This is a genomic window from Aquimarina sp. MMG015 (genome assembly GCF_018100855.1).
GTDB lineage: Bacteria > Bacteroidota > Bacteroidia > Flavobacteriales > Flavobacteriaceae > Aquimarina > Aquimarina latercula.
Window position 1 is genome coordinate 453,928 of the sequence record NZ_JAGJEB010000002.1, and the last position, 16,037, is coordinate 469,964.

The window sequence follows — 16,037 nt, forward strand, 5'->3', positions numbered from 1 at the left end:
ATAAATTATTTAATTTAAATAAGAAACTACCCATTTCTTATTTTGTTGATATTTTAAACTACCTGTATCTACTAACAAGGGAGCTTCTATATTATTGGTATACAAACTTCCTGTTCCTAATCCCTGCGGCATCTTACTTTGTAATGTATAGGTATATTGTGCTATAGCACTTAATCCTATATTACTTTCCAAAGCACTCGTAATCCACCATCTTATTCCTAATTCTTCGGCAATATCGATCCACTCCTGAGTTCCTTTAAAACCTCCTATTAAACTTGGTTTTAAAATAATGTATTGAGGTCTTATTGTTAGTAGTAATTTTCTCTTTTCCGTTACACTAAAAACACCAATTAATTCTTCATCTAGAGCTATGGGCAAAGGTGATCTTTTGCACAAATTCATCATATAATCGAATTGCCCTTGCCTTATCGGTTGCTCTATACTGTGCAATCCAAAACTATGCAACTTTATTAACTTATCTAAAGCTTCATTTGGGCTAAACGCTCCATTAGCATCAACTCTTAACTCAATAATTTCTTCAGAAAACTGTGATCTTATATATGATAACAACTCCAATTCTGCTTCAAAATCAATAGCACCTATCTTCATTTTAATACAATCAAAACCTTGATTTAGCTTATCTATTATCTGATTTTTCATAAACTCCTTCTCTCCCATCCATATCAATCCATTAATTGGGATCGAATCTATTCCTTTCGTAAATTCTGATGGAAATAACAAAAATGGTGACTCACTATGTAAAGATTTAAAAGCCATTTCTACACCAAATTGAATACTAGGAAATTCTTTGAGTTCTTCCCAAAGTTGCTCAACACCTAAATGAATATTATTACAAGTCCATTTAAGTTTTTCTTCATAATCAGGTCGATCATCAATACTTAACGTTCTTAGAATACCACACTCACCAATACCTTGTTTACCATTAGAAGTAATTACGATATACCAAGTTTCTTTAGTCTTAAGAACTCCTCTGGAAGTTCCACTTGGTCTTTTAAATTCTAAAATATGCTTATGATAGATTGCTTTCATTATAATTCTATACGCTGTCCTACATCTAATAAAATAAGATCCTTGTCTTTGGCTCTAAACTTTCTTTTAGCATCCTCATGATCAATTTCTATATATCCAAAAGTATCATAATGAACTCCAAGAACCTTATCACATTCTACAAAATCACTAGCAATAATAGCATCATCAATTCCCATAGTAAAATTATCACCTATAGGTAAAATAGCTAAATCTAATTTTGTTGTTAGCGGAATTAACTTCATATCCATGGTTAAAGCAGTATCTCCAGCGATGTAAACATTCGCAGACTCTGCTTGTATTACAAAACCTCCAGGTTGACCACCATAAGTTCCATCAGGAAAACTACTCGTATGTATTGCATTTACATATTTTACTTTTCCAAAACTAAATTCCCAGTTACCTCCGTGATTCATCGGATGTACTTCTATACCTTTATCCTGATAATACATTGCAATTTCATAATTAGATACTATAATCGCATTACTATGCTTTGCAATGGCTTCTGCATCTAATGTATGATCTTGATGTGCATGTGTTAGTAATATATAATCAACTTTAAAATCTGTAATTTTTATTTTGTCTTTAGCCATAGGATTACCAGAAATAAAGGGGTCAACTAAAACTTTAACTTCATTGATTTCCAGCAATAACGTATTCTGCCCAAAAAAAGTAATTTTCATTGTGTAAGGTTTTAAAATGGTAATGGAAAGTTATAAAATCTGCCCTAAACTAAATAATATAGCCAGAAAAAATGTGGATAGTGCCACTTTTTTTAATTCTGGATCTAAGTTTTTGGTATCCTTTGTTTTTATAACTTTATTCAAATGAATTAATAAGGGTATCAAAACTATTAGAAACAGTAAGTTAAAATAATTCTTATAGGTATAAATAAGATAAACTAACATACTGAAAATCGCTCCCAGAATTAAAAAGTAATGATACATTTTAGCTTTGGCAATACCTAATTTAACCACTAGAGTATTCTTTTTAGATTTTTTATCACTATCATGATCTCTCATATTATTGAGATTTAGCACTGCTGAACTTAATAATCCGATTGCGGTAGCTGGAAGAAAAATTAATCCATTTAAGTCTTTAGTAAATAAGAAATAACACCCTACAACACTAACTAATCCAAAAAAAATAAATACAAAAACATCCCCCAATCCGCGATATCCATATGCAGAATCACCCATGGTATATTTTATTGCTGCCGCTATAGCTGCAACGCCTAAAAGAAAAAAGAATATCGAATAAAAGAAATATTCCTTTCCAAAAGACACGTAAATAAGAAATATAGCTAGAAATAAGGTTATAATCGAAGTGAGAACGATACCTACAAACATCTCTTTATCTGATATAGCTCCACTTTGTAGCGCTCGCTGAGGTCCTACTCTATCCTCATTATCAGTACCTTTTACACCATCACCATAATCATTTGCAAAATTAGAAAGGACTTGTAATCCTAAGGTAGTCGCAATCGCTAACCAAAAAATAATAGAAACCCCAAAACCACCAGCTAATGCTGATCCAACAATAATTCCTGATACTGACAATGGTAATGTACGAAGCCTTGCGGCAGAGATCCAAGCTTTAAATTTCGTCATTATAATCTTAATTGATAGTCAAAGGAACAGTATTTTAATTAAATAAAAAATAAAAAATAATTCTGTGAATTATTTAAATTAGCATTATGTCAATTCCGTTGCCGTTAGAATTCCCTTCATTTAATCTATATAGTACACCTTTGCTACTATTGGTTCTGCAAGCATTTATTTTTGCTTTTCTTTTATTGGTAAGATATTTCAAAAAAAAACATATATCCGCTTTAATACTTTCTTTATTAATTTTTATTACTGGCTATCATAGAACTTCTTATACTATTGGTTTTATGGACTGGTATGACACATTTCGAAATACCAAGATTAATTATTGGCTCATAGCATTATCATTGGCAATTGGTCCTTTACTATACTTTTACATAAAATCAATTACTACTTCTAATTTCAAATTTAGAAAAAAAGACTTCTTACATTTCATTCCTGTTTGTTTATATATAGTATACAAAATATCTATTTTCATTTATGATGCTGCGCAACCAGGTTTTGAGGATACACAGAATGGTTATCTCAAAGTTTTTTTGGACGAAAAATATGTTGGACCCCTTATTGGGGTTGTAGAAAACCTTCAGATGCTTCTGTATCTAGCATTTACTATTCAGTTATATTATGTATACCGAAAAAAAATTCAACATTTTTTTTCTAACACGTATAGTCTAGAATTGAACTGGATTAGGAACTTTCTTTTTATTTACTCCTTTCTTTTTTTATATAGTTTATTTCAGGGAGTTATCGGATCCGTTATTACTGAACTTCATTGGACGCAACGTTGGTGGTATCATTTTTTTACAGCTGTAGCAATTATATATATTGGTATAAAAGGATATTTTACAGATACTAGTAAGTTAAATAATTTAAATTTTTCTGTATCGGTAAAAGAAACAACTTCTACTCCACCATCTGAATTAAGTAGTGATGTTATTAGAAATAAGAAAAAAATAATGGAATTTATGGAAGAGGAAAAACCGTTTCTTAATCCAGATCTTAACCTCACTCAGTTATCACAAATGCTAAAAATACCAGCGTCTGTTGTTTCTGAGACTGTTAATTCTGGTTTTGATAAGAATTTTAATGATTTTGTAAATTCTTATCGAGTAAAAGAAGTACAAGCAATGCTTAAAGAAGGTAAACAACAACAATTATCCTTATTAGGAATCGCTTACGAATGCGGATTTAACAGTAAAGCTACCTTTAATAGAGTATTCAAGAAATTAACGAATACATCTCCTTCACAATATTCTGCTTCCCAAAATAAAACATAAGTATATCATTTTTATGAATTTCACAATTAATCAAACTGCATTTTTTATACACAATTTTATAGATTAGCAACTTCAACCAGTATTTATTACCGTTTCGATACTTAATTAGTACTCTTTATTGAGAAAATTATTGTTTTGAAGCACAAAAACAAACGCATGAAACATTTATTAACAACTAGCATTTTACTTTTATTTAGCATTTTTATCTCTTGCAAAAATGAAACTAAACCAAATTCAGAAGAAAAAGCAAATTTAGAATCGAAAACAGCAACAACAGTTACAGCGGATAATATACCCTTTGTTTGGGAAGGCGCCAATGTATATTTTTTATTAGCGGACAGGTTTAAAAATGGAGATGTTTCTAATGACAAGGTTTTAGATCGATCAAAAGAAACAGGTGTTCTTCGTGGTTTTGAAGGTGGTGATATAAAAGGAATAATTCAGAAAATTGAAGACGGCTACTTCGAAAAACTTGGAATTAATGCTCTTTGGGTAAACCCTTTAGTAGAGCAAATTCATGACAGTGTAGATGAAGGAACAGGTAACACTTATGCTTTTCATGGATACTGGGCAAAAGATTGGACCTCTATAGATCCAAATTTTGGGACTTATGATGATCTTAAGAAATTAGTAGATGTAGCACATCAAAATGGAATTAGAATCTTGATGGATGTGGTTATAAACCATACAGGTCCTGTAACAGATAAAGACCCTAAATGGTCAGATGATTGGGTTCGTACAGGACCGCAATGTTCCTATAAAGATTATGAAACAGCAGTAAAATGTACATTGGTAAAAAATCTTCCTGATGTAAAAACCGAAAATAATGATGAGGTAAAACTACCCGAAGCGTTAATTAACAAATGGAAAGAAGAAGGAAGATTAGAAGCAGAAATGGATGAATTAGAAATCTTTTTTGCTAAAACTGGTTTAAAAAAATCTCCCAAAAACTATATCATTAAATGGTTAACTGATTATGTTAGGGAACTTGGAATTGACGGATATCGCGTAGATACAGTTAAACATGTAGAAGAAGGTGTTTGGGGAGTACTAGCAGAACAAGCCAAAATAGCATTTGCAGAATGGAAGAAAAATCATCCTAGCAAAGTACTTGACAATAATGAATTTTTTGTTTTAGGAGAGTTATATGGCTATGGTATCGATGGAAAACGATTTTATGATTTCGGAGATCGTAAAGTAGATTATTTTGCAAATGGCTTTGATAATCTTATCAATTTTCAATTTAAATACGATGCTAAACGACTAAATTATGAGAAACTGTATAGTAAATATAGTACTGCACTACAAACAGGTCTTATAGGAAAAAGTGTTATGAACTATATCAGTTCTCACGATGACGGAGACCCATTTGATAAAGAAAGAAAGAAAACTTTTGAGTCTGCTACTAAGTTATTATTAACTCCAGGAATCTCTCAAGTTTACTACGGTGATGAAACTGGTAGATCTTTAATCATAGAAGGAACCGAAGGTGATGCTACTTTAAGATCAAATATGAATTGGGAAGATTTGGAAAAAGAAGAAACAAAATCATTATTACTACACTGGCAAAAACTTGGTAAGTTCAGAAAAGATCATCCGTCTATTGGTGCAGGAAAACATAAAATGATACAAGAAACGCCTTATGTTTTTTCGAGAAAATATACTAAAGATGGCAACGTTGATGGAGTTGTAATAGGATTAAATCAACGAAAAGGAACAAAAACAATAAAAGTTAATTCAATTTTTAAAGATGGTACAGCTTTAACGGATACGTATTCAGGAATAGAAGCTACTGTAAAAGATGGAAATGTTACCATAAAATCTGATTATGAAATTGTATTACTAGAGGCGAAAAAATAATCGAAATTACATATCGACTCACGTTAAATAGGACGGCTCAAATTATGATTTGAGCAGTCCTATTTCGTTTTGGGGCGCCAGAATCGTATTGAAATTAGACATTTGGATTATCAAACATCTAAAACAAATTCAATCATGAAAAATGTAATTAAAATGATAATAACTCCAATAACAATGGCGTATTGGTTTTTTGATTTACTATTTGCTCTTCCGAGAATATTATGTGGATACTTTCTAGCAGTAAATTTTGGTGGGAGTAAATTTGGAGTACCCTGGAGTCCTAAAGGCTCACCAGATTTAGGTTTTCTAGAAGTAGTAGATTGGTTCCCCAAAGATATTGCAGAATACGGGGGCGTTTTTGCTTTGTTTCCAGTTTTCTTTGCTTGGATGGGAGCAGCAAGCGAGGCCATTGGTGGAGTATTTCTTGCATTGGGTTTAAAAACTAGAATTGCTTCCTTATTCATAATGTGCACAATGTTGGTCGCAATATTTTTTCAAAAATGGGATAATGGGATTTGGGGTATGTTACCAGCGATGGGTTTCTTATGGATTTCCATCTATAATCTACTACTAGGTTCAGGAAGGTTCGGAATTGATTATTTATTATCAAAAACGAAACATTTAATATCAAACGAAAATGTAATTCCAAAATCAATTTAAAACACAAAACCATGAAAGCATTTATAAATACTATACTATTATTATTCAGTTTAACAACGATTGGACAAATAAAAGGAAGCAAAAAAATAGAAACCAAAACCTTTAATGTAAAAAATATAGAGTCTGTAAAAATTAATTTTTACGCACAAGTAATCATAGACAATTCTAAAAAAGAGACCCTTATTATCACCACCGATACGAACCTTTTCGAATACATTGATAAAGAAGTAGTAGGTGGAACCTTATACTTAGATCAAAAAGAATGGATACAACCCTCTAAAAATGTAAAGATTATCATTGGAGCACCTAACATAAAAAAAGTAGAAAGTGGAACTCACGATTCTACAAAAATTATTAACCTAGACAATGATTATATTCAGGTTGTTGCGCCCATAGGTAAAATAGTTTTAGAAGGAAAAACAAAGGAATTACGTATTGCAGCAGAAGTTGCTTCGATAGATGCGTCAAATTTAACTGCAGAAAATGCTAGAATAGATATATGGAGTTGGGGTTCTGCAAATGTTCGGGTACTCAATGAAATCGATGCCAAACTATCTAAAGATGCTAAACTAAAAATCCTGAATACACCCAAAAAGGTTAAAGGAGACGCGAAAAAAACTAGAAATAGAAATAATAAAACAAAAAACAATCTTACGGAATATATTAAGTTCAAAATCAAAAACAACTCTCTAAGCAGAAATCATTTTTTAGTAATAGGACCGAAACCTGATGGATCTAAATTTAGTTATGGATTTCCCATGATGCCGCAAGCAATAAGAAAAGAAAATTGGACAACTGGAACTAAAGTATATAAGGTGAATAAGCTTGGAAAAAGAAAATTATTAATAACAATAAAAAAAGAAGATAAAGATAAAATTGTAACACTGTTTTAATTACGAAATACCCCAAGAAGAACTTACCTCCTGTATTCAAGGAGGTAAGTGTTGGGGAAAACAAAAAAAGTAAGGGAAAAATTGTAATTGGAATACTTTTCAAAGATAAAGAGGATTAAGGAATTTTGGTTACGGTTAAACCTCAAACTTTAGCCGGAATACAAGCATACAAAGGTTTCTTGAAGAATAAACAGTTACCTATCAATACATTAAGGGGAATATTCCTCTCTTTTTTTTGTTATAATAATTAGAGATTTATTTTTTAACACTAAAAAATAAATTTATTTGTTTTAAAAGATTTTAAAGATTTATATAAAGGGTTAAATTTGCCAGAATCATTTTTTTAAACCATACTAATTTTATCATCCTTGGAAAATAAAAAGGCACTCAAATTAATAGACAAAATTCTGACTGATCTAGGACAATCTGGTATCAACACAGACACACTAATTGAAGATCTTAAAACCCTAAGAACTTTTGCTTTAGAACAACAAGTACCTTTAGTGGTTAAGGTTTTAAGACTTACCTACGAACATATAGAAGAAAATGATAGCTTCTTAATCCCAATTCCTGATGATGAGCCTATTGAAGAAAATGAAACTCCAGTAGAAACAGATAAAGACGTAAATCCAGTAGAAAGTCTTATGTATCTTATTTCATTATTGAAAGATCTGAAAAACAAAATGAATGTAATGGATTTGGCTGATTATAGAGATGCCTTAAATGCCTAAAATAGATATCCATTAAAGTATCTTATATATAAATAAAAAAAGACCTTGATTTTTCAAGGTCTTTTTTTATTCAAAAACATATACTAAATTAAATACTTTTTTCGTTAACAACCAATCATTTAGACAAAAAATAAAAAGTTGTAATGATAATAACATTTTATCGACAAATTTTATGATTTTATAAACGTCAAAAAATCAATTAAATATTATTTTTGTCCCCTTGAGGAAAAATTGTTATGAAAATGAATCCCCGATCTGTTAAGAAAACAAGATTGCAGTTATTGCATCAGTATTACAGTTATACTGGTTTTTATAAGTTTTTAGGTACCAGTCTTAAAAAGGCACTACCTCCCATTCTATTGTTTATTGCTGGATTATTAATCGTTAATTACTTTGTTATAAACATTAACGATCTTTTATTATATGTAACGAAAAACTACTCTGACTATATAGTTTTTAGTGTGTTTTTCGCTTCAGAATCTCTTTTAGGTCTTATACCTCCAGAAATTTTTATCGCTTGGAGTGATAAAGCGAGTAGTCCCATATTGTATTTATCCATATTAGCTCTATTGTCATATCTAGGAGGTGTTATTTCATATTTTATAGGAAAATCAATAACTAAGATCCCTTCGGTTCACGAATATCTAGAAGTAAAAATGGCAAAACACATAAAAAATACTCGAAAATGGGGAGGTTTTTTAATTGTAGTAGGTGCATTATTACCAATACCCTTTTCTATAACAAGTATTGCTGCAGGAATGATTAGATATTCCTTTACTAGCTATTTACTATTTGGGTTGTTAAGGTTTGTTAGATTTTATTTATATGCAGCTGCAATTTTTAATCTGGTATAACACTTTATCGAGTAAATATTATTATCGATTAAAACAATCATCAAAAACCATTTTGTAATTCTCTTTTATGGAAGAATTAATCAGGTACTTTTATAAACTATTAGTTTCTTATGGTATTTCAGAAAACATAGCAGAATATTTAAATGTTCTTATAGGAACATTTATTTTACTCATCGTACTTTTTCTTATCGATCGAATTATAAGAAAAGTAATACTTAATCTTTTTAAAAGTTATGCTTCTAAATCACGAAACACTTTTGATGATTATTTAGTAAAGAATAAGACTTTTGATTATTTATCTCATATAGTACCGTTATCCATAAGTATTTGGATATTTCCACAATTATTTATCGCTTTTCCTACTACAGAAGGTTACTTAGAGATTCTTTTTGATATTTTGGTCATTGCTCTAACTATATGGATTGTAAGAAGTGTACTTAGAACCTTTAGAGATTTTTTAAAATCTTTAGAATCCTTTAAGGATAAACCCATAGATAGTTATGTTCAAGTATTTATGATCATAGTTTGGGCTATCGGTGGAATTTTTATCTTTTCGTCAGTCACAGGAAAATCTATCTGGACTTTTCTTACTGCTCTTGGTGCGATGTCAGCAGTAATTCTATTAATTTTTAAAGACACAATTTTAGGTTTTGTAGCTAGTATACAGGTCGCAGTTAATGATACCGTAAGAATTGGAGACTGGATTACTATGGATAAATACGGTGCCGATGGAGATGTAGTAGAAATTAATTTATCTTCTGTTAAGGTGCAAAATTTTGATAAAACGATCACTACAATACCAACATACCACCTAACTTCTGAATCATTTAGAAATTGGAGAGGAATGATGGATTCTGGAGGAAGAAGAATTAAAAGAGCACTTCTTATAAAAGCTTCGAGTATTAAGTTTCTATCTAAAAATGACATAGATCGTTTAAAAAAAATAGAACTTATTACAGATTACTTAGAAGATTCACAAAACAAGATAGAATTTTATAACGCAGAAAATAATATCAATAAAGAAGTTCTTGTAAATGGTAGAAATCTATCTAATATGGGAGTTTTTAGACGCTATGTAGAATCATATCTAGAAAATCACCCTTATGTAAATAACAATATGACTATAATGAGTAGACAACTAGCTCCTACTTCACAGGGTATTCCTTTAGAAATATATGCATTTAGTAATGATAAAATCTGGAAAAACTATGAAAAAATAGTAGCCGATATTTTTGATCATTTATTATCTACTATCTCCTATTTTGATTTAGAAATCTTCGAATTAGATTTTAATCATAAAAAATAGATAATAAGTAAGATTAAATGTCTTTTGAGCGTTAAATTTGCATTCAATTTTAAATAATACATATGGTTGGTGCTTTCAGAATAATCAGTTACTTAGAAGGGATTTCATATCTACTTATCTTATTCGTTACAATGCCTTTAAAATATTTATTTGCGTCTCCAGAACCAAATAAGGTAATCGGTATGGCTCATGGTTTTCTGTTTTTGATTTATATCGTTTTTGCTTTTTTAATTAAAGCAGAAAGAAAATGGAATATTAAAACTTTGGCAATTGTACTCTTATGCTCTATAATTCCTTTTGGTACTTTCTGGATGGATGGAAAATACTTGTCTAAAAATTAACTGTTCCGTTAAAATCTCCTTCAAATTCAGTATGCAAGTTTATTACAGAGTGAAAACCATTTCTTTTTGGTTGTAATGATAAACTTCCATCTCTTAACTGTATTTGTTGATTATTTAATAGTACTTTCACTATTCTATTTTTCTGTGAACAGTCACAAGTATCTCCATAATTATGATAATTGAAATCTTGAAGATTGGCAGTTACAATTATTAACTCTAATACATCTCCCGAATCTAATAGATAAATAACACTTTCTGAACCAACAGGACTAGATTCCAATTTTGCTCGAGTTACTTGATATATTTGACGACCAAAAGGACCATTTTGATTTTGAATTTCTCCATAACTTACATTTTCATTATGAGTACATAAGTGATCACAGTTGTGTATAACAGGAACAGAGGGTTTTGTAGCTACTCTTGGATTTTTTCTTTGTTCTATTACAATATCAGGGATTGGAATATTTATACTTATGTCAATAGAAGCGTCACCTCCTATTCTAACTTGACTATATGATTTAAATCCTAGTGATAAACATACTAAAATGACAAAGTTTCTGAAAGATTTCATAGTAAATTTTTAAGATGGTTTATGTTACTAGCTATCTTATCAAATAACATACCAATCTTCAAAAATTATTCTGGATATTCGATTCGGAGATGATAAATATTAGTAAGCTTACGTTTGAATACTTTTTTTACCTGTTGAATTTCTTTAAAAGTAATATTTGCATTAAGAAATTGCCCATCTTCCATTTGCTTATTAACGATTTTTTCTACAAAAGAATCTATTAAACTACTGGTAGGGTTTTTTAAACTTTTAGAAGCTGCTTCAACACTATCGCTCATCATTAAAATAGCCGTTTCTTTAGAAAATGGTTTTGGACCAGGATATTGAAAATCTTCTATATTAACATTTTCATTAATCTCCTTAGCTTTCATATAAAAATAGTAAACAGTACTTGTTCCGTGATGTGTTCTTATAAAATCAATCACTCGATCAGGAAGCTTGTTTTTCTTTGCTATTTCGATACCACGAATTACATGATTTATAATAATCTTAGCACTTTCTTTAGGAGATAAAACGTCGTGTGCATTTCCTGATGCTGTTTGGTTTTCCGTAAAAAAAGTAGGATTGGCCATTTTACCTATATCGTGATAAAGAGCTCCTACCCTAACAAGCATTACATTTGCTCCTATCTCATTAGCAGCAGCCTCGGCAATATTTGCAACATTAAGCGAATGATGAAATGTTCCAGGAGCTTTATCCGATAATTCTTTTAATAGAGATGAATTGGTATCACTCAGTTCTAAAAGAGAAACATCAGAGATCAAACCAAACATTTTCTCATAAGCGTAAATTAATGGATGTACAATTAACGTTGCAAAACCACTTATAACAAACAATCCTATAGTTGTCCAATCAATATCACTAATACTCCCTTCATGAATAATATGAAAGGCGATATATGCTACAATATAAATAGCGGTAATTTGTCCAACGGTAATAAACAAATTTGCCCTTTTATAAGACTCCGAAATAGTTAGTATAGTAACGATTCCAGCAATAATCTGCAAAAAAGTATACTCATAACTATTGGGTACAACAAAACCTAAAATCAATACAGTTACAACATGTGTAAATAACCCAAGTCTCGAGTCAAAAAATGCTTTTAGAATTAATGGCAAAATACATAATGGTACTATATAAATATAATCCGATTTATATTTTACTACCAATGTAGTTATCAATACCATTAATAAAACATTGAACGCTATAAATGTTACCTGGGTATTATTATCATAGATATCTCTTCGATATTTTCTAATAAAAAGTAATAACATTAAGAGCGCCAAAGCCACTAAAATACCATATCCAAAAACAATCCAATAAAAATTCTTGTCACTCCAAACCTGAGATTCATATTCAGCTTTTAGCGATGTTAATATTTGTAATCGATTGCCTTCTACAACTTCTCCTTTTGCTATAATTCTACTACCTTTAGAAACACTACCTCTTGTTGTGAGAACTTGCGACAATTCATTTTCGAGGGTACTCTCAGTTAATTTTTGATTAAGGGTAACGTTTGGTTTAATTAGATCATAAAACAATGCAACAAAACCACTTTTAAACTTAGTATACTCACTCTTATCTATTCTTGAGTTAATAAGCGTTGTTACTTGATTTGGAGTTAATATTTGTCCAAAAGTAATAGCTTCTGCTTTGTTACCTTTATTAAGAAATATTTGTCGTTTATTTTCATAACTATATGCCTCTTGTAATACACCATATCGATAAATATCATTAAGAATAATTCTACCAAAAAGTTTTGCTTGCTTTCCAGAACTACTTTGATCTAATACTTCTAGATTACTTTTAAAAGCTGCTTCATATCTATCTTTAGCCAAGTTTGATACGATAGTATCATACTCAAAATAAGGAATGATATTATCCTCAATTCTTTTTTTCTCCGCAATAATTTCGTCTTCCGTCTTTGCTATAGCAAAATCAAAAGGAGCATATAAATTTTCATATTGCCAAGGTTTACCTTTAGTAAATTCATACTTAAAAACACCTCCTTTAGGAAATAAGTAAACGATAAGTATTAATGTAATTACAAAAAGAAAAACCTTATATAAAAAGGATTGATTTTTATAAAAATTATTTAAAAAATTCTTCACAAGGATATTCGTATATATAACTCAAAAGTACTAAAAAATAAGTCAGTATGAAGAAGTCTAAAAAATACTACTTCAATACTATTTAATAATCAATAATTCAATCAAAAACTTAGCTATGTATATCCTCTAAAAATCCTTAAATTCGCAGAATAACAAACACACATATTAAATATAGTATAATGAGCAAAGACGTTGTAATAGTATCAGCAGCACGTACACCAATAGGTAGTTTTTTAGGTAGTTTATCTACTGTTCCTGCTACTCAATTGGGATCAATCGCAATTAAAGGTGCATTAGATAAAATTAACTTAGATCCTTCATTGGTTCAAGAAGTATTTATGGGAAATGTAGTACAAGCAGGAAATGGACAAGCTCCGGCAAGACAAGCTGCTTTAGGTGCTGGACTTAATGATACTGTTCCTTGTACAACTGTTAATAAAGTATGTGCTAGTGGAATGAAAGCTGTAATGCACGCCGCACAAACTATTGCATTGGGAGATGCAGATATTGTAGTTGCTGGTGGAATGGAAAATATGAGTTTAATTCCGCATTATGTAAGACTTAGATCCGGTCATAAATTTGGTTCGCAAACATTAGAAGATGGAATGCAAAGAGATGGTTTAGTTGATGTATATGATCAAAATGCTATGGGGGTTTGTGCAGATTTATGTGCTACTGAACATAACTTTAGTAGAGAAGATCAAGATGCCTTTGCCATTCAATCTTATGAACGTTCTGCTAAAGCTTGGTCAGAAGGTAAATTTGAGAATGAAATAGTTCCAGTACCTGTTCCTCAGCGTCGAGGTGAGCCTATTATGATTACTGAAGATGAAGAATACAAGAATGTAAAAATGGAAAAAATTCCTGCATTACGTCCTGCTTTTACAAAAGAAGGAACAGTGACAGCAGCGAATGCTTCTACTATAAATGATGGTGCTGGTGCTGTCGTAGTAATGAGCGCAGAAAAAGCAGCTGAACTAGGATTAAAACCATTGGTGAAAATTAAAAGTTATGCAGATGCTGCGCAAGAACCAAAATGGTTTACCACAGCACCAGCAAAAGCTTTACCAAAAGCAATTGATAAAGCAGGTATTTCTTTAGATGATGTAGACTTTTTCGAGTTCAATGAAGCATTTTCTGTAGTTGGGCTAGCTAATATGAAAATTCTTGGATTAAATGATTCTAATACAAATGTCAACGGTGGTGCTGTGTCCTTAGGACATCCCCTAGGATGCTCAGGTGTTCGTATCTTGATTACTTTGATGAATGTGCTAGAGCAAAATAATGCAAAAACTGGAGCTGCAGCTATCTGCAACGGAGGCGGTGGAGCTTCTGCAATGGTAATCGAACGTGTATAACACAAATTAAAAGGATTAGCAATCCGAATTTATTAAATGTTTAATATATAGTAGCTATAAATATTCATGCTCTACGGTATTTGCAATCTTAGTATTGTGCCATTACGTTTTGAACCTAATGATCCAAGTGAAATGGTATCACAAGTTCTGTATGGTGAACACTTTAAAGTTTTAGAAAAACGAAAAAAATGGAGTCGAATCCGTTTAGCATTTGATACATATGAAGGGTGGATCGATAATAAACAATATATAGAAGTCACTGAGGATCAATACAAACAGTTTAACACCAAATCGTTAGATGTCAGTGCAGACTTAATTGACTTTGTTAGTTGTGAAGACAATCAATTAATGCCAATTGCTTTGGGATCCTCTTTAGGAGCACTAGATTTTTTTAAACATCAATATGATGGTAATAGGATTACAGAAATACAATCTAAAGAAAAACTGATAGAAACTGCTTACCTATTTCTAAACGCTCCTTATCTATGGGGTGGTAAGACCAATTTTGGTATTGACTGTAGTGGTTTTACACAAATGGTCTATAAATTAAATGGATACAAATTATTACGTGATGCTTCTTTGCAAGCAACACAAGGAGATCCTTTAAGCTTTATAGAAGAAAGTGAGCCTGGTGATTTGGCCTTTTTTGATAATGAAGAAGGAGCAATTACTCATGTAGGTATTATTATGAAAGATAACTATATTATCCACGCACACGGTAAAGTGCGCGTGGATCGTATAGATCACACTGGGATTTTTAATGGAGAAAAAAGATTATACACTCATAAATTAAGAGTTATTAAAAGAATAGTTTAAAGTCTATAATAATGACACCTATAGAACTAAAAATAATTAATGTTCTCCCTAAGGATAGTCGTAAACTTCTAGAAATTGGTCGCCAAACCTTTTATGATGCCTTTGGCCCTCCGTATAATACTCCCGAAAACATAGATTATTACTTAAATCAAAGTTTTACTTTAGAAAAAATCACAAGTGAGGTTCTTAATCCAGAATCTCAATTCTTCTTTACATTATACAAAGATGAAATTATTGGTTATTTTAAATTGAACACAGGAAAAGCTCAAACAGAACTTATAAAAGGGGAATCAATAGAAATAGAACGTATTTATGTTATAAAGGAGTATCAAGGTAAAGGTATTGGACAACAATTGCTTGATACTATTATCCTAATTGCAAAACATCAGAAGAAAGATTTTATATGGTTGGGAGTTTGGGACGAAAACACAGATGCTATAAGGTTTTATGAACGAAATGGGTTCAAAACCTTTGACAAACATAGTTTTATGCTAGGTACCGACAAGCAAACGGACATAATGATGAAACTCGTTTTATAAATAATTTTAAAATTTAGTATTTTTATAACAGTATTATAATGAAGTTATAATTAATTTTGAAACGAT

At 30.7% G+C, this 16,037-nt stretch carries 16 protein-coding genes; 11 read left to right on the plus strand and 5 right to left on the minus strand.

The window, feature by feature from the left end; genetic code table 11:
• Positions 1-9 precede the first annotated feature (9 nt).
• Genes J8L88_RS05340 through menA form a run of 3 tightly spaced genes read right to left on the minus strand, consistent with a single transcriptional unit; the run spans position 10 to position 2,657 of the window.
• Positions 10-1,050: an o-succinylbenzoate synthase gene (locus J8L88_RS05340; RefSeq protein WP_211060162.1), complete on the minus strand. Its 1,041-nt coding sequence runs from the start codon at positions 1,048-1,050 to the stop codon at positions 10-12.
• Entirely contained in the window at positions 1,050-1,730 is a 681-nt protein-coding gene (locus J8L88_RS05345; protein WP_027391353.1) for a metal-dependent hydrolase, read from the minus strand. Before J8L88_RS05345 ends, J8L88_RS05340 begins: the two co-directional genes overlap by 1 nt.
• Positions 1,731-1,760: 30 nt before the next feature.
• Positions 1,761-2,657, minus strand: a complete 897-nt coding sequence (menA, locus tag J8L88_RS05350) for a 1,4-dihydroxy-2-naphthoate octaprenyltransferase (protein ID WP_211060163.1) — start codon at positions 2,655-2,657, stop codon at positions 1,761-1,763.
• A gap of 86 nt (positions 2,658-2,743) precedes the next feature.
• Between menA and J8L88_RS05355 the strand changes: the two genes are divergently transcribed.
• The 8 genes from J8L88_RS05355 (at position 2,744) to J8L88_RS05390 (ending at position 10,576) form a co-directional block, all read left to right on the plus strand.
• Positions 2,744-3,931 carry an AraC family transcriptional regulator gene (locus J8L88_RS05355; protein WP_247666420.1) on the plus strand — a complete coding sequence of 396 codons (1,188 nt, stop codon included), beginning with the start codon at positions 2,744-2,746 and terminating at the stop codon, positions 3,929-3,931.
• 156 nt (positions 3,932-4,087) lie between these two features.
• A complete protein-coding gene (locus J8L88_RS05360; RefSeq protein WP_211060164.1) occupies positions 4,088-5,791 on the plus strand; it encodes an alpha-amylase family glycosyl hydrolase in 1,704 nt (567 codons plus the stop codon).
• A 135-nt stretch (positions 5,792-5,926) separates the two neighbouring features.
• Positions 5,927-6,451, plus strand: coding sequence for a DoxX family protein (locus J8L88_RS05365; RefSeq protein WP_211060165.1), 525 nt, complete (start codon positions 5,927-5,929; stop codon positions 6,449-6,451).
• A gap of 11 nt (positions 6,452-6,462) precedes the next feature.
• Positions 6,463-7,344 carry a GIN domain-containing protein gene (locus tag J8L88_RS05370; protein ID WP_211060166.1) on the plus strand — a complete coding sequence of 294 codons (882 nt, stop codon included), beginning with the start codon at positions 6,463-6,465 and terminating at the stop codon, positions 7,342-7,344.
• 368 nt (positions 7,345-7,712) lie between these two features.
• Entirely contained in the window at positions 7,713-8,075 is a 363-nt protein-coding gene (locus J8L88_RS05375) for a hypothetical protein (RefSeq protein ID WP_027391348.1), read from the plus strand.
• Between the two features lie 236 nt (positions 8,076-8,311).
• Complete coding sequence (locus tag J8L88_RS05380) at positions 8,312-8,929, plus strand: YqaA family protein (RefSeq protein WP_027391347.1); 618 nt, start codon at positions 8,312-8,314, stop codon at positions 8,927-8,929.
• Positions 8,930-8,996: 67 nt separating this feature from the next.
• Positions 8,997-10,235, plus strand: coding sequence for a mechanosensitive ion channel family protein (locus tag J8L88_RS05385; RefSeq protein ID WP_118386302.1), 1,239 nt, complete (start codon positions 8,997-8,999; stop codon positions 10,233-10,235).
• Positions 10,236-10,297: 62 nt separating this feature from the next.
• A complete protein-coding gene (locus J8L88_RS05390; protein WP_211060167.1) occupies positions 10,298-10,576 on the plus strand; it encodes a DUF3817 domain-containing protein in 279 nt (92 codons plus the stop codon).
• Here the strand turns inward: J8L88_RS05390 and J8L88_RS05395 are convergent.
• Entirely contained in the window at positions 10,566-11,147 is a 582-nt protein-coding gene (locus J8L88_RS05395) for a hypothetical protein (RefSeq protein ID WP_211060168.1), read from the minus strand. The genes J8L88_RS05390 and J8L88_RS05395 overlap by 11 nt on opposite strands.
• Positions 11,148-11,212: 65 nt before the next feature.
• Positions 11,213-13,258 (minus strand): HD family phosphohydrolase, encoded by a 2,046-nt coding sequence (locus J8L88_RS05400; RefSeq protein WP_027391342.1) that lies wholly within the window; start codon positions 13,256-13,258, stop codon positions 11,213-11,215.
• A gap of 179 nt (positions 13,259-13,437) precedes the next feature.
• Between J8L88_RS05400 and J8L88_RS05405 the strand changes: the two genes are divergently transcribed.
• The 3 genes from J8L88_RS05405 (at position 13,438) to J8L88_RS05415 (ending at position 15,971) form a co-directional block, all read left to right on the plus strand.
• Complete coding sequence (locus J8L88_RS05405; RefSeq protein ID WP_027391341.1) at positions 13,438-14,616, plus strand: acetyl-CoA C-acyltransferase; 1,179 nt, start codon at positions 13,438-13,440, stop codon at positions 14,614-14,616.
• A 66-nt stretch (positions 14,617-14,682) separates the two neighbouring features.
• Positions 14,683-15,432, plus strand: a complete 750-nt coding sequence (locus tag J8L88_RS05410; protein WP_211060169.1) for a C40 family peptidase — start codon at positions 14,683-14,685, stop codon at positions 15,430-15,432.
• Between the two features lie 11 nt (positions 15,433-15,443).
• Positions 15,444-15,971 carry a GNAT family N-acetyltransferase gene (locus J8L88_RS05415; protein ID WP_211060170.1) on the plus strand — a complete coding sequence of 176 codons (528 nt, stop codon included), beginning with the start codon at positions 15,444-15,446 and terminating at the stop codon, positions 15,969-15,971.
• Positions 15,972-16,037 lie beyond the last annotated feature (66 nt).